Source organism: Mesorhizobium sp. L103C131B0 (assembly GCF_000502275.1).
Classification (GTDB): Bacteria; Pseudomonadota; Alphaproteobacteria; order Rhizobiales; family Rhizobiaceae; genus Mesorhizobium.
Genome location: NZ_AYXC01000001.1, coordinates 624,963 through 637,799 on the forward strand (window position 1 = coordinate 624,963; position 12,837 = coordinate 637,799).

16 protein-coding genes and 1 pseudogene are annotated in these 12,837 nt (G+C 61.8%); 6 read left to right on the forward strand and 11 right to left on the reverse strand.

Annotation, left to right across the window (positions count from 1 at the left end):
* Positions 1-15: 15 nt before the first annotated feature.
* From X730_RS161395 to X730_RS161365, 7 genes are all read right to left on the reverse strand, one after another.
* Positions 16-450, reverse strand: a complete 435-nt coding sequence (locus tag X730_RS161395; RefSeq protein WP_023671095.1) for a hypothetical protein — start codon at positions 448-450, stop codon at positions 16-18.
* Between the two features lie 697 nt (positions 451-1,147).
* Positions 1,148-1,696 carry a dihydrofolate reductase family protein gene (locus X730_RS161390; protein ID WP_023824588.1) on the reverse strand — a complete coding sequence of 183 codons (549 nt, stop codon included), beginning with the start codon at positions 1,694-1,696 and terminating at the stop codon, positions 1,148-1,150.
* A 184-nt stretch (positions 1,697-1,880) separates the two neighbouring features.
* Positions 1,881-2,150, reverse strand: a complete 270-nt coding sequence (locus X730_RS1000000168470) for a PilZ domain-containing protein (protein ID WP_023726509.1) — start codon at positions 2,148-2,150, stop codon at positions 1,881-1,883.
* Positions 2,151-2,209: 59 nt separating this feature from the next.
* Positions 2,210-2,419: a hypothetical protein gene (locus X730_RS161380; protein WP_023671091.1), complete on the reverse strand. Its 210-nt coding sequence runs from the start codon at positions 2,417-2,419 to the stop codon at positions 2,210-2,212.
* Positions 2,420-2,531: 112 nt separating this feature from the next.
* Complete coding sequence (locus tag X730_RS161375; protein WP_023825508.1) at positions 2,532-3,107, reverse strand: DUF308 domain-containing protein; 576 nt, start codon at positions 3,105-3,107, stop codon at positions 2,532-2,534.
* 104 nt (positions 3,108-3,211) lie between these two features.
* On the reverse strand, positions 3,212-3,799 hold the full coding sequence (locus X730_RS161370; RefSeq protein WP_023710872.1) for a TetR/AcrR family transcriptional regulator: 588 nt from the start codon (positions 3,797-3,799) through the stop codon (positions 3,212-3,214).
* A 147-nt stretch (positions 3,800-3,946) separates the two neighbouring features.
* On the reverse strand, positions 3,947-4,321 hold the full coding sequence (locus X730_RS161365) for a hypothetical protein (protein WP_023733542.1): 375 nt from the start codon (positions 4,319-4,321) through the stop codon (positions 3,947-3,949).
* Between the two features lie 130 nt (positions 4,322-4,451).
* Here X730_RS161365 and X730_RS161360 point away from each other — a divergent pair, with 130 nt between their 5' ends.
* From X730_RS161360 to X730_RS01000000164145, 4 genes and pseudogenes are all read left to right on the forward strand, one after another.
* Positions 4,452-4,640 (forward strand): hypothetical protein, encoded by a 189-nt coding sequence (locus X730_RS161360; protein WP_023671089.1) that lies wholly within the window; start codon positions 4,452-4,454, stop codon positions 4,638-4,640.
* 259 nt (positions 4,641-4,899) lie between these two features.
* Positions 4,900-5,652: a DUF4142 domain-containing protein gene (locus X730_RS161355; protein WP_023825509.1), complete on the forward strand. Its 753-nt coding sequence runs from the start codon at positions 4,900-4,902 to the stop codon at positions 5,650-5,652.
* Positions 5,653-5,683: 31 nt separating this feature from the next.
* Entirely contained in the window at positions 5,684-6,289 is a 606-nt protein-coding gene (locus X730_RS161350; RefSeq protein ID WP_023825510.1) for a hypothetical protein, read from the forward strand.
* A gap of 171 nt (positions 6,290-6,460) precedes the next feature.
* A pseudogene (locus X730_RS01000000164145) lies at positions 6,461-7,082 on the forward strand (hypothetical protein).
* A 47-nt stretch (positions 7,083-7,129) separates the two neighbouring features.
* Here the strand turns inward: X730_RS01000000164145 and X730_RS161345 are convergent.
* The 3 genes from X730_RS161345 to X730_RS161335 form a co-directional block, all read right to left on the reverse strand.
* Complete coding sequence (locus tag X730_RS161345; RefSeq protein ID WP_023825511.1) at positions 7,130-8,278, reverse strand: PHB depolymerase family esterase; 1,149 nt, start codon at positions 8,276-8,278, stop codon at positions 7,130-7,132.
* 208 nt (positions 8,279-8,486) lie between these two features.
* On the reverse strand, positions 8,487-9,473 hold the full coding sequence (locus X730_RS161340; protein WP_023825512.1) for an aldo/keto reductase: 987 nt from the start codon (positions 9,471-9,473) through the stop codon (positions 8,487-8,489).
* Positions 9,474-9,699: 226 nt separating this feature from the next.
* Positions 9,700-10,440, reverse strand: a complete 741-nt coding sequence (locus X730_RS161335) for a FadR/GntR family transcriptional regulator (RefSeq protein WP_023825513.1) — start codon at positions 10,438-10,440, stop codon at positions 9,700-9,702.
* A gap of 104 nt (positions 10,441-10,544) precedes the next feature.
* On the opposite strand from X730_RS161335, the gene X730_RS161330 reads away from it, so the two are divergent.
* Positions 10,545-11,450 (forward strand): NAD(P)-dependent oxidoreductase, encoded by a 906-nt coding sequence (locus X730_RS161330; protein WP_023825514.1) that lies wholly within the window; start codon positions 10,545-10,547, stop codon positions 11,448-11,450.
* Positions 11,451-11,509: 59 nt separating this feature from the next.
* Here the strand turns inward: X730_RS161330 and X730_RS161325 are convergent, their stop codons facing one another.
* A complete protein-coding gene (locus X730_RS161325) occupies positions 11,510-12,112 on the reverse strand; it encodes a hypothetical protein (RefSeq protein WP_023691893.1) in 603 nt (200 codons plus the stop codon).
* 52 nt (positions 12,113-12,164) lie between these two features.
* Between X730_RS161325 and X730_RS161320 the strand changes: the two genes are divergently transcribed.
* A complete protein-coding gene (locus X730_RS161320) occupies positions 12,165-12,830 on the forward strand; it encodes a hypothetical protein (RefSeq protein ID WP_155922389.1) in 666 nt (221 codons plus the stop codon).
* The last annotated feature ends 7 nt before the right edge of the window (positions 12,831-12,837 follow it).

The following is a 12,837-nucleotide window of genomic DNA, read 5'->3' on the forward strand; positions in this document are numbered from 1 at the left end:
CGCAAGCGCTGTGTCTCAGTGCGGCATGAATCCTTTTCTCAGCCAAGCCAATATCTTGCTCCCATTGAGGACCCTGCGGACACGCCCGGCGGCCCAGCCAGCCTGCATGGTGGCGCCGGTGTGGCAACTGCAGACGATCTCATGCAACTGCCAATCGGAGAGTTCGAAGAAGCGTCTGGCTTCCCCGTAGGTATCCGATTGCATGCCCGACGCACGCAGCAGTGGATCGTCAAAGGCGACACTGATCGCCGATCCGACCGCGCGCGCTTCTCCGCGGACAGAGGGATGCAGATGCTCAGTCCCGGTGAGAGCCACAAGGGAGCGCGTCGGATTTCGATAGAGCAGTTCCGCCCACCGCTCTATCCGTTGCGTCCTTGTAGCCAGCAGAGCCGGCGATAGTGGACTGATGTCCGCGACTGACTGGAGTTGATCGAGTGTCTGGTGCTTCATGACTGCCTCCTGTTGGTCGTTCCAATCCCTAGGCCTTTGCTGCAGGATTGGCTCACACGCTAAGCCGCCCTCGTAAAGGAGCGGCGGCCGATCAGGTGTTGCCACCAATCGCCCACAGGCACCGCGCGGCGGCATCTGCAGCGACACCAACTGCATTCCTTCGCCAATGTTCCAGCGGGATGAAAAAAACTGTGCGGCCGGCCGACCCGACGGACCCGGCTGGCGCACGCAGGATCCTGAACTGCTGGACGATGATGACGCAGGCCTGGAAAGGCGGCTAGGTTGGACCTTGCTTTTCAGGCTTGACCATGATGTTTCACTACCCGCTCGGTCATCGCGGGAAGGCCAGGAGCAGAGCCGCTGGCGGCAACGATGAGTTGCGGACGAGGTCGGGCGGTGGAGGACGACGCCCTTGTGCCGCCAGGTCACTGAAGGACCAACCGAAGCGGCGCTTCGGGCGTAAAAGCGATGTCCTTGTAGGTCTGCAATGTCTGCTTATGGAGGAACGGCGGCAAGGCCTCTTTGACCGGCATGGGGCGCATTGCTGACCGGCAGATTTTCGGCCGACAGCAGACCCTCTGCTGCTTGGATACCCAGCACGCAAGCTGACATGTGAGACCTCGGTGCGAAGGCCGGGACCAGGCCCACTGCGAACGTACGTGTTGGTTCGCATGTTGGCGCTGAAGCGCCTTATCGTTCAGCCTCGCGGCACATAGATCATATGAACGGTATCGTCATCGATCAATGTGCTCGACACCAGTTGCAGCGGAGGCCTTGCCTCGTGGAAGAAAGGCTTGCCCTTGCCGAGCACGAACGGCCTCACGTGCAGATGATATTCCTCAATCAGGCCCAGCCCGGTCATAAGACCGCCCAGTTCCGGACCGGAAACGCTCAGGATACCCTCCGTGCGGGCCGCGATCTCGCGAATCTGCGTTTCAATATCGCCGGAGATGAGGGTGGCGTTCGGGCCGACCCGTGAAAGTGTGCGCGAAACGACCCATTTGGGCAGCTTGCGCCAGAGTGTCGCGAACTGGCGAAGCGAAGCATCCCATTCCGCGTGATCATCGTCCCAATAGCGCATGACCTCGTACATCCGGCGGCCATACACAGCGCCGGCATGGTTGCGAATCGTCTCGATCCAGTACTCGAAGTGCTTCTGGCTTGGTGCGCCCATGACCAGATTTCCGGCAAGGTCATCGACATAGCCATCGATGGAAACGTTCATTCCCAAGATAAGTTTGCCCAAAAGCAGCGCCTTCACCTAGTGGGTCCACGGACCAACCGCTTGTAATGCAAGCAGTCAGACGCTATAGCAACTGATTGCAAATCGCAAGCAGCATGGAAGAAGCGTTCGTGCCGCAAACGAGCCCTGCCTTGTCCCATCAACCCTGCACTTGAACAGCTGGGTGATCCGTCCCGGCTACCGCCATCTAGGCCTGCCTTCCCGAATCAAGCTGCACCCCAAGTCGCTCGTTCCGTCTCCACCGCACCACGGCGCGATAGCTGGTATGATCGACCGGCACGTGAAGGACGAAACGGTCGGGGATTGCGATATCGGCCTTGACCCGCAGCTCCGCACCGTGGGCGTGCTGGTTACAAACCAGACAATTGATACTGGCGTCGCCAACGCGGATTGTCGCTTCCTTCAGAACAAGATCACGGATATGCGACCGTCGCTCTATCGGTGGGTCAGCCGGCATTGCCTTATCCCTCTGATTTGACGACCTGAAACTCTTCTGAACCCGGAATGGAAAGCGCGCTACCGGCCCAGCGGTTGCCTCGAAAGACTGACGAGCTCGGCTTCGTCGACCACGCCGGCCATATAGTTCGCGATAATCCGGGATGCGATGGCGTCGCGTGCTTCCGGCGATTGACCGTCGCGCTTAAGCTGCTCGAATACACGGCCCAACAGCTCGAGTTCGGATGGCTGCAAAACGCCGGCCTCGGTGGCTTTGCGTCGAATGGGCATTTGTGATCCTCCACTACGGCAACAACATACGACCGCGGCAGGGAAACTCAACTGTCGAGGGCGCCGCGCAGGCGGCGCCGACCACAAATCCCGTTTCGAACGAGCGACGTCCTCAGCCGGCGGCCTCAGCCGCCTTGCGCCGCGCGTCGCTCACCGTCAGCCAGACTGCCGAGACCAGGAAGTAGAAGGCGCCGAACGCGGCATAGGGCGCGACATCGGTGATCCCGACCGTCGCAGCGCTGCCCGCCATCTTCACGAAAAAGATGCCGGCCAGCGCCGACTGGGCGCCGCTCAGCACCATTGCCCACTGCGCGCCGGACTTCCAGCGCCGGACCGCGGTTGCCAGCTGAAAGAGGCCCGACAGGACCGCCCAGACGCCGAACACCGCGAGCACCGCATTCATGCTTTTGCCCAGAGCAATGGCGACCGCCGCCGTGGTGATGATGCTGATGACGAAGTTCAGCAGCTGCGTTTTGTTGCGGCTTAGCCCACCGCTGCGCTGGGCGTCGACGAAATTGGCCAGCGCGTCCCAGGCGGGATAGGCGACCAGCATGATGGCTGCCAGGGACGGCATTGTGCTGGCGACGGTAAAGGCCAGCAGCACCCAGGCGGCCGCCACGGCAAAGCGTATGAAATAGTAGCTCGTGAGCCATGAGGATTGGTTGGCTTCATTCGTCTTGGCAAGCATTTTCGGATTTCCCTTTTTGTGTTTACCTACTAGAAGGTAGGCATGATGGACGCGTCGAGGGAATTCGGTGAAGGGGCTCGCCGCCCCTGTCGCGCAAATTCCTGTTAGTGAACCTTCCGAGACAGACGCTGCACGGTTGGCGTCAGAATGGTGCCGAACATGGCGGGGTTGCCATAGGCGCGCGCGGACAGCATGGCGCCATGAACGGTCGCCATGAAGGTCTCGGCCTCCAGCTCCGCCGAGCCTGCAAATCCGAGAATCCCCTGCTCGGCGCCGTGCTCCATGACCCTGGTCAACCAGGACGACAGAAACCTGAAGTAAGCCCGCACTTCGACGGCAATTTCAGCCGGGAGCGCAGGGAGTTCGCTGGCAAGCAGCGCGCAGACGCAAAACGGGACGCTCGCATCTTCAATGCATTTTGCCCAGTAGTCGGCATAGGTTTGAAGCAGTGCAAGCGGGTCCGAGAGTTTACTTTCCAGATCTGCCATGCCGGCCTCGGTACGCTCGCGATGGCGCGCCACAAGCGTGCGGACAAGATCGACCTTGCTGGGGAAATGATGGTGGATGCTCGCCTTGCGGATCCCCACCTCGCCGGCGATATCGGCATAGCTGAATCCGTTGTAGCCGCCGGCCACGATGAAGTTTCGCGCGGACGCCAGAATCTGATCGGAGGTCGCCACAAGGTTGCTCATGGCGTTTACCTACCTACTAGTAGGACTAGCCGTCAACGCCGAATTTCCGAGCGGGGAGCTTTTCACTCAAGCGATACTGATCTGGCGTCCATAAATACAAGGCCCGCCGGCAAAGCCGGCGGGCGCAATAGGTCGTAAGATACCTCGCTAGAACCAGCCTCGGTCGCGTTCCTGGCTTTGCCCGAGCAGCATGCCGATCAACAACCCGGCAATGCCACCAAGCACGAAAGCGCTGCTGATGGTGCCGGGATTTTGCTGGACGGCTTCGGACACCGTCTGCGCCTGCGATCTCAGCTGCTGCGTTGCCCGTGCCGCGCGCTCGGTCGCGCTGCCGTACCAGCCGCCGGCTTCGCCGACGGCATCTTCTGCGCGCTCGGCAAGCGTCCGGTTGATCTTGCTGATCTCGCGCCTCAGCGATGCGACCTGCTTCTCCAGGGCCTCCTGGGCCTCTCGGGCGGAAATCTTCGGGGTGTCCTTGGGGGTGTCCTTCGCGGTGTCCTTCGGGGTGTCGTTCTCGGCCATGGCTGTTCCTTTCGTTGAGGCAGGGGGAACGGCCAACGGACAAGGATGGTTCCGCTGCCTGCGCTCACAGTCATTCACCCGGCCGGCCGCCAACTTTGGGAACACTCTCCCGATCCAACGGTTGTGGCTGATGGAGGGCACGCATTTGTCGAATCGATCGAGCCATGCTGAAACGCTGCGGACGGTCTCCGATCTGCTACACCGCGCCCGCCGTGTCATTCGCGACGGCGGCCATGCGGCGGCGATGTTCGAAATAGACACGCTGCTCCAGGTCGCCCAGACAGAGGTGGCGCGCCGCCTCGAACGCAACGATCGCTGAACCTCGATAGTTCACCGCGGGCGGTGTTCACTTGCCGGCGGCGAAGGGCCTCGTTTCCCTTTTTGATCGACTTGCAAGGCGCCCATCGAGCGGGTCGCCGTCCTCAGCGTCGGCATGGCAAAGGCGCAAAAAGCCGAGGATGAGGGGCCATCATCGCGGCATCGACCCTCCCGGTTATAACGCTTGGGCGGCGGAACAAAGCTTGGCCGCACTGGTTAGGCTCACAGCACGATGTGTGCCCCAACGAGGATTTCTGTCCATGAAAACACGTGTTCTTCTAGCTTCGCTGGCCACCGCCACAGCCATGGTCTTCGCCCTGCCCGCCTTCGCCGCCGACAGTGCTCAGGACTTTGTCGACAAGGCTGCCATCGGCGGCCTGTTCGAAGTGGACTCCAGCAAGATCGCAGAAGGCAAGGCCCAGGATCAAGGCGTCAAGGATTTCGCCAAGAAGATGATCGACGATCACGGCGCCGCCAACGCCAAGCTTGCGACCATCGCCGGCGAACAGAAGCTGAAAGTGCCGACGGAGCTGGACGCCAAGCACAAGGCCGATCTGGAGGCTCTGCAGAATGCCAACGATGCCGTCGACAAGCCCTATGTCCAGATGCAGCGCGATGCGCATTCGGAGGCGGTCACGCTGTTCGAGAGCTACGCCAACGACGGCGACAACGCGCAGCTGAAGACCTTCGCCTCCGAGACCTTGCCGACGCTCAAAATGCATCAGGAAATGGTCGAGAAGATCGCTTCCGCCGAAAATGCATCGTCGACCACCAGCTCCACCACCCCGGCCGTGAGCACGACCGACACCACCAATCCGGCCGCCCCGGTCCCGGGTGCCAACAGCTTCACCGAGGATCAGGCGAAGAGCCGCATTCAGGATGCCGGCTTCTCCGGCGTGTCCAAGCTGACCAAAGACGACCAGGGCATCTGGCGCGGTCAGGCCACCAAGGATGGCAAGACCACGACCGTGGCGCTCGATTATCAGGGCAACGTCGTTGCCGGCGCCAACTGAACCTCTGAACCAGATCGAGGAGATCAAGACCATGAAAACGGTAACCGGACTTTTCGACAACTACGATGATGCCTCCGATGCCGTCGGCGAACTGGAGGCAATCGGCGTGCCGCAGGCCGACATCAGCATCGTCGCCAACAATTCGGACGACTGGTACGACGATGGCGACACCTCCAACGCCGCCGAGGATGCAGCCGGCGGCGCCGGTCTCGGAGCCGTCATTGGCGGCGCCGGCGGGCTTCTGACAGGGCTTGGCATCATGGCCATTCCGGGCGTCGGTCCGGTCGTGGCCGCAGGATGGCTGGCCGCCACCGCGGTCGGCGCCGTTGGCGGCGCGGTCGTCGGTGGCGCTGCCGGCGGCATCGTCGGGGCGCTGACCGAGTCCGGCGTCCCCGAAAGGGATGCGCATGTCTATGCGGAGGGCGTTCGCCGCGGTGGCACGATGGTGACCGCCAGGGTCAGTGACGAACTCGCCGACGAGGCCGAGCGTATTCTTGGCGAGTCCAACTCGGTCGATCTGCAAGACCGCCGACGCGCCTACGAAGCCGGTGGCTGGACCGGCTTCGATGCCGATGCCGACCCCTACACCGACATCGAGGCCGAGCGCGACAGAACGCGCAACGCCAGCCCACTCTGATCATCGAGCCCCGTCGCCGTACGGCGGCGGGGCCGAAGGTGCTGTCGGCGCACTGCAAGCGACGTTCAGATTCGGCCATAAGGGGCGGGTTCTCATCTTTTCGCTGTTGCCTTGGCTTGACCGGCTCTCGCCGTGTTGACGTCGAACCAACGAACCCAGCCCCAGGAAAGCATGAGCCCGTCCCCGCAACTGATTGCCGAATGGCCGTTGTCGCCGTCAGCGACACTCGGGTCCGCCGTGCGCTCCAAGGGGATCGAACGTGAAGTCAGAGCCCGGCTGCCATGGGCAGTCAGGAAGCACGTCAAGGCCGAGACGGGCCGCATCGCATTGCGAATGTCGAGATCAGAAGCGGAAGCGTTCAAGGCCGCCTCTGCCAGTATCTCCAAAACACTGGAGGGAGTGGAAGCGCTGCCTGTGCTTCCACGCGAGGTCGAGGATATCCTTACGATCTCTTCGCGCGAGCGCCACAAATGGCTCAAGGACGGTCGGCTGCAAAGCACCGGCACACGCACCGTCAAGATGCGTGGGCGATCAAAGTCTGCTCACCTTCCACGTTTTCGACCCGCACCACATCGAGGACGTCCTGGACCGCGATCTGGCAACCGTGTGGAGAGAGCAGGATGTCCAGGAAGTGGCCGAGAACAGGCGGCGCGGCGCGGGCAAGGCCGCGTTGACGCGCGCGGGAAAGGGCACCGGCCAAGCGCGCACTGCGAGGAACGCCCGGGACACGGAGGGCCCGCCGCCCGGACTGAAGGGCTGGGATGCGTTCGAGGACGAAGGCCTGCTGCGATAATGATGCTGGTGCTTGCCCTTGTCCTTCGTGCGGGGCGAGCCTCCGCCTCAGCGCATCAATCCCGCTGCCCGCAGCGCGTCCTCGATGACCTTGGTAATCCCGCCCGCCGGACCGCCTGGCGGATTGACAGGCTCCGGGGCCGGATCGACACGGACAGCTCGCGGTTTTTCCTTCGGCGAGAAAGGCTGCAATGCAGTGCCTGAAGCGGCCTCGGCTTTCGCCGTGCGTCGTACCTCTGGCTTCGTCAGCCCCCAGAAACGGGCGATGTGGCGCGTCGAGGAAATCCCGGCATCCAGCATGAACGGCCCTGCTTTGCCGAGAGCATTGTCGCCGCTCGCCTGCAATGGCGTGCCATGGCCCATGCCGGCAATGCTGTATGCCTCGACCACGTCGCGGCCTTTGCCATCGGACCAGACTTTGCGGCTCTGACCGTCGACCTTTTCCGTGCGTGTCGGCGCTTGAGCGAGGCCGTGCACGCCCTGCCATTGCGCCAGCACCGCGTCGGCATTGGAAGGCACCACTGTCGTATCGGCCGAGCCCTGCCAGACCGAAATCCTCGGCCACGGCCCCTTGTGCGGCGAAGCAGCCCGCAAAAGACGCTGCAGGTCGCTTCTGGACGGGCCGCCATGGCCACGCATGCGGTCGAAGGCTTCGGGGATGGTCGAGGCGCTGCCATAGGCAAGCCCGGCAATGATCGCGCCACCGGCAAACACGTCCGGGTAGGTCGCCAACATCACCGCCGCCATGGCGCCGCCAGCGGAAAGGCCGGTGACGAATATCCGCTTGCGGTCGAGACCGTGAGTGACCACGGCCGCCTCGATCATCTGGCGGATGGACAGCGCCTCGCCGCTGTCGCGGCTTATATCGCCTGGCACGAACCAGTTGAAGCAAAGATTGGCGTTGTTGGCGCGCTGCTGCTCGGGGAAAAGCACGGCAAAACCCTGCTCGTCGGCAAGTTCGGTCCAGCCGGAACCATGGTCGTACGCGGCGGCAGTCTGGGTACAGCCATGCAGCACCACGACCAGCGCTGCCTCCTTCGGCAGGTTTTCAGGGAGATAAAACCGCGCGCGGAAGGCGCCGGGATTGGACCCGAACCCTGTCATCTCGGACAGGTGGTCGTCCTTGCTCAGCCCTGCACCGGCTGGCCGGCGGCGCATCGCGCTCAGCCGGGCGATCGTATCGGATATGTCTCGCAAATCGGTATCCTTGCGCGCCGGAATGGGCAGACTCGTGCACACAACGCACACGCAGCAATATCGTTGCTGCACTGCACAATAACAAGCGGCACGGCCGATTAAATGACCGGTGGATCAAAGGATCCGCTGCACAGCTTGTAACGACGAGCGCAATTTTGCCCCGGCTGACCTCTGGTCAGTCAGCCGGTCGAGGGCGGCAGGCGCTGGCTCACCAGCGCTGATGCACGTAGGGCTTGATGTTCTCATCGTAGACCGCCTTCACCTTGGCCATCGACTCGGAGGACAACGGCGCAAGCTCCGCCGCTTCCGCATTGGAAACCGCCTGCGCCGGATTGCGGGCGCCGGGAATGACAACCGTCACAGCGTCGAACATCAGGATCCAGCGCAGAGCGAATTTCGCCATCGTGGTGTCGCCTGACACCAGCGGCCGCACCTTCTCGACCGCCGCTAGGCCGACCTCATAGGGCACGCCCGAAAACGTCTCGCCGACATCGAAGGCTTCGCCTTTCCTGTTGAACAGGCGATGGTCGGTGGTCTCGAACTTGGTGTCCGCCCTGAACTTGCCGGACAACAGGCCGCTGGCCAGCGGCACGCGGGCGATGACGGCGACATCGTTCTTTTTCGCCTGGTCGAAGAACAGCTCGGCCGGGCGCTGGCGGAAGGCGTTGAAGATGATCTGCACGCTGACGACGCCGGGATATTGCATCGCCTTCAGCGCCTCTTCGACACGCTCGACGCTGACGCCGTAATTGCGGATCTTGCCCTGCTCGGTGAGCTTGTCGAGACGCTCGAACACCTCCGGATGATAGTAGAGATCGGTCGGCGGGCAATGCAGCTGCACCAGGTCGAGCGTGTCGGTCTCGAGGTATTTCAGGCTGCGGTCGATCCAGCCGTTGAGGTTCTCGACGCTGTAGCCTTCGACGGTCTGCTTCGGCAGCCGCCGTCCGGCCTTTGTGGCGATGAACGGGCGCGCGCCACCGCGTTCCTTAATCACCCGTGCGATCAGCTTTTCCGAACGGCCGTCGCCATAGACGTCGGCGGTGTCGAGGAAGCTGACGCCGGCATCGAGCGCGGCATGCAGGGCTGCGACCGCATCGTCATCATTGACCTCGCCCCAGGCGGCGCCGATCGCCCACGCGCCGAAGCCGATCTCGCTGACTGATCTGCCGGTACGGCCAAATTTCCGTGAATGCATTTTGCTTCCTGACTTGCGGCTTTGATGACGGTTCTGATTTCGGGAGCCTCATACCGCATGGCAACGCGATTGACATCCCTCTTCCTGGGATTTACCAGACTACAGGGTTGTATGACAACCCGGCAAGATTGCAACAATTTGGAGCCGGGAGGAACATGTCGCTGATGCGCCAACTTTATCTCGGCGGGGTCGCCGGATGAGCAGTCGGTCAACCGTGGCTGGCTCCCTAATCGTGAACAGCCTTGTCGCGCAGATCCTCGAAGCGGGCATAGCTTTTGGTCAGATGGCTGCGCATGGCGCGGCGCGCGGCGTTGACGTCCCTGGCTTCGATGGCCCCGAGAATGGCGCGGTGCTCGCGCTGCATGCGGTCGAGATATTTTTCCCGCTCAGCCTCCGTCATCCGGTCGAGCCGCGTCCACTGGCGCGGGATCATGGCGCTGCCGAACGTGTCGAACAGCCGGGTGAAATTCGGGTTCTGCGTCGCGGCGAGAATGGCGCGGTGAAAGCCAAAATCCTCTTCCGAACCGGAACCGCCGGCACGCACCGCCGTCTCCAGCGCGTCCAGCTTCGCGCCCATCTGCGCCAGCGCTGCCTCGCTGCGCCGTTCGGCGGCAAGGCCGGTCGCTTCCACCTCGATGCCCATGCGCAGTTCGAGCACGCGCAGCACCTCGTCGATCGATTCGAGATCGTCTGGCAGGACGGAAAAAATCTTCGGCATCGGATCCTTGGCGACGAAGGCGCCGAGGCCCTGGCGCGTGGTAATCAGCCCCCGGGCGCGCAGCGCCGCCAGCGCCTCGCGCACCACGGTGCGGCTGACGCCCGTGGCGGCGACAATCTCCTGCTCGGTCGGCAGCCGCTGGCCCGGCGCCAGGTCACCGGATTCGATCTGCGCGATCAGCGTGTTGACGAGCCCGGTCCTGAGATTGGGCGCCTGCGGTATGGCATCGAAAGTCATGGGCTCCGCCATCGGCGCGACTCCGGTTCGATTCTTGTTCGAAGGATTGCATCGACAGGTGTTCGCCGCAAGGTGACGAAAGGTGAGCCCGCCGACGCGGGTCCAAGGAGGATTGCATGAAAGAACGCATCGGCTTCATCGGCCTGGGCAGCATGGGCGCCGGCATGGCCGACAATCTGCTCAGCAAAGGCTGGCCACTGGCGGTGTATGTCCACCGCAGCCGCACCGCCGCCGACCGGCTGATCGCGGCCGGCGCCACCGAAGCGGCAAGCCCGCGTGCGCTTGCCGCCGCCTGCGACATCGTCATCCTGTGCGTCACCGGCACGCGCGAGGTCGAAGCGCTGGTCAAGGGACCGGACGGGCTGGCAGCGGCCGCGACGCCTCTGCTCATCATCGACTGCTCGACCTCCAACCCGTCATCGACGACAGCGCTTGCCACCGATCTCGCCCAGCAAGGCATAACGCTGATCGACGCGCCGCTGGCGCGCACGCCCAAGGAAGCCACTGAAGGCAAGCTCGACGTCATGGTCGGCGGTCCGGCGGAAGTCGTTGCCCGCGCCCGGCCGGTGCTCGAAGCCTTTGCCGCCCGTGTCGTCCACACCGGCCCGACCGGCAGCGGCCACACCATGAAGCTGCTCAACAATTTCGTCTCGATGGGCTATTCCGCGATCTATTCCGAAGCGCTGACGCTGGGCGCCAAGGGCGGCCTGACGCCGCAGGTCTTCAACAGCGTCATCTCCGGCAGCCGCATGGATTGCGGCTTCTACCAGGCCTTCTTCGACTTCGTCCTCAACCGCAACGAAAACGCCCAGCGCTTCGCCATCGCCAACGCGCTGAAAGACATGACCTACCTCGCGTCGTTCGCCCAGGCCGCAGGTGTGGCCAACCCGATCGGCGCTGCCGTGCGGAATGGGTTTGCCACGGCGGTTGCCACCGGCCACGGCGAGAAGTTCGTGCCGGCATTGTCGGATATTGTCGCGGGGTTGAATGGGGTGTCGCTGGTGGAGACGGCGGGGGAGTGATGGGACTGGAGCGATAGGGCAGCGCGATCATATATTTGAGCGCCATGGGTGCCAGAGGATTATCGAACTGAACCCCGCGATTTGGCGATCTGGGTGTACTCGGTGATGGCAAAGTGCGCGCCTAGCTGAGCGAGTTCCATCGACGGAAACTCCCAATCGAATTGACGCTCACCATCCAACCAATCGAGATATTGGACGATTGACCCAGCGTAGCGCTCTAGTGCCCGCACGGCGCGCGTGAATGTATAAATCTCTTCGGAGCTCACCTCGGTATGGGTGCCGATATGCACGTCGAGTTTGTGTGGGCTCTTTCGGTAGCGCGTCACGTATGATTGGCGAATGTACGATGTTACCCCACTAGTGATTGGGTCGTGGATAAATCGGTTGCGGGCTGCTCGAATTTCACCATCGATCAAGTCAACCAGGATAGGGATATGGTCGCTGTGGCGCTCCCAGCGGTTAGCGACCGCATGTCCCTTGCAGACCTGCAAAGCACCGCGAAGGTCGAGCTCGTTTCGGATAAGTTCATAGGCCGTGTATTCGATATCCCGCATGGTGTAAAAGAGGACCATGAAGCACCCTTCCTCAAGATGTGCCCATGCAATGCACATGTCGCCAAGAGCGTGCTTAATTCTGTCAATCTCAAATTCGTCGTAGGCCATTCTAGAACCTAGTGAAAAACGGATATATGCAGCTAAAGACACGCTGAAGCGAATGCTCAAAACGCCGCAGCTGCATGGCTACAGTAGAGACACAAAGACGAATCCGCAGGCCTGGGCAAGTCCAGAAAGCGCAGATAGCAATCAATCCATAGATATGTCATTATCCGTGCTCACTTCATCGAATTTGGGGAACCCGATGTTGCGGGCAGCACTGATTTTTCTTGCAACAACATCGGCCGCGCTTCCAGCATTTGCTGGCGATGTACAGAAGTGGATTGAGATGCCTCCCGATCAGAGTGGGATAGCAGTCTATGTCCAAAATCCGTCCAAAGAACTGTCCATTTCCGCCACCGATGCGAAGGGCAATTCTCTCGACAATTTTGAATGGAACCTGCCCGGTTTTCCCCTCGTAAGGCAATACCGCGTGCCGCCTGGGGAATATCAAGTGATGCTTGATGGGCAGCCAGGTGCATTGATCGCCAATGCCAAGGCCGGACAGATTTCATACATCGAGGTGTCACAAAATGACGCTTCTGATTTTCGCGCCGTTCTAAAATCTGACAATTTCGACGCGTATAAGTCTGGCTTCGTTGATGCGCTTGGAGCGATAACTGAAAAACTTGGATACGAGAGTATCAAACCTCTCATATTTGCTCCGGTCGGGAATAAGATCTATATTAGGATGGCGGGGCCGGGAGTTAAACCGCCCCCAAACTGATGGCAAA

What these genes read in the sequence shown, in the direction of transcription:
- X730_RS161395 (WP_023671095.1), bottom strand. Translation starts at nt 450, where the DNA reads ATGAAGCACCAGACACTCGATCAACTCCAGTCAGTCGCGGACATCAGT.
- X730_RS1000000168470 (WP_023726509.1), bottom strand. Translation starts at nt 2,150, where the DNA reads ATGCCGGCTGACCCACCGATAGAGCGACGGTCGCATATCCGTGATCTT.
- X730_RS161380 (WP_023671091.1), bottom strand. Translation starts at nt 2,419, where the DNA reads ATGCCCATTCGACGCAAAGCCACCGAGGCCGGCGTTTTGCAGCCATCC.
- X730_RS161375 (WP_023825508.1), bottom strand. Translation starts at nt 3,107, where the DNA reads ATGCTTGCCAAGACGAATGAAGCCAACCAATCCTCATGGCTCACGAGC.
- X730_RS161370 (WP_023710872.1), bottom strand. Translation starts at nt 3,799, where the DNA reads ATGAGCAACCTTGTGGCGACCTCCGATCAGATTCTGGCGTCCGCGCGA.
- X730_RS161365 (WP_023733542.1), bottom strand. Translation starts at nt 4,321, where the DNA reads ATGGCCGAGAACGACACCCCGAAGGACACCGCGAAGGACACCCCCAAG.
- X730_RS161360 (WP_023671089.1), top strand. Translation starts at nt 4,452, where the DNA reads ATGGAGGGCACGCATTTGTCGAATCGATCGAGCCATGCTGAAACGCTG.
- X730_RS161355 (WP_023825509.1), top strand. Translation starts at nt 4,900, where the DNA reads ATGAAAACACGTGTTCTTCTAGCTTCGCTGGCCACCGCCACAGCCATG.
- X730_RS161350 (WP_023825510.1), top strand. Translation starts at nt 5,684, where the DNA reads ATGAAAACGGTAACCGGACTTTTCGACAACTACGATGATGCCTCCGAT.
- X730_RS161340 (WP_023825512.1), bottom strand. Translation starts at nt 9,473, where the DNA reads ATGCATTCACGGAAATTTGGCCGTACCGGCAGATCAGTCAGCGAGATC.
- X730_RS161335 (WP_023825513.1), bottom strand. Translation starts at nt 10,440, where the DNA reads ATGGCGGAGCCCATGACTTTCGATGCCATACCGCAGGCGCCCAATCTC.
- X730_RS161330 (WP_023825514.1), top strand. Translation starts at nt 10,545, where the DNA reads ATGAAAGAACGCATCGGCTTCATCGGCCTGGGCAGCATGGGCGCCGGC.
- X730_RS161325 (WP_023691893.1), bottom strand. Translation starts at nt 12,112, where the DNA reads ATGGCCTACGACGAATTTGAGATTGACAGAATTAAGCACGCTCTTGGC.
- X730_RS161320 (WP_155922389.1), top strand. Translation starts at nt 12,165, where the DNA reads ATGCTCAAAACGCCGCAGCTGCATGGCTACAGTAGAGACACAAAGACG.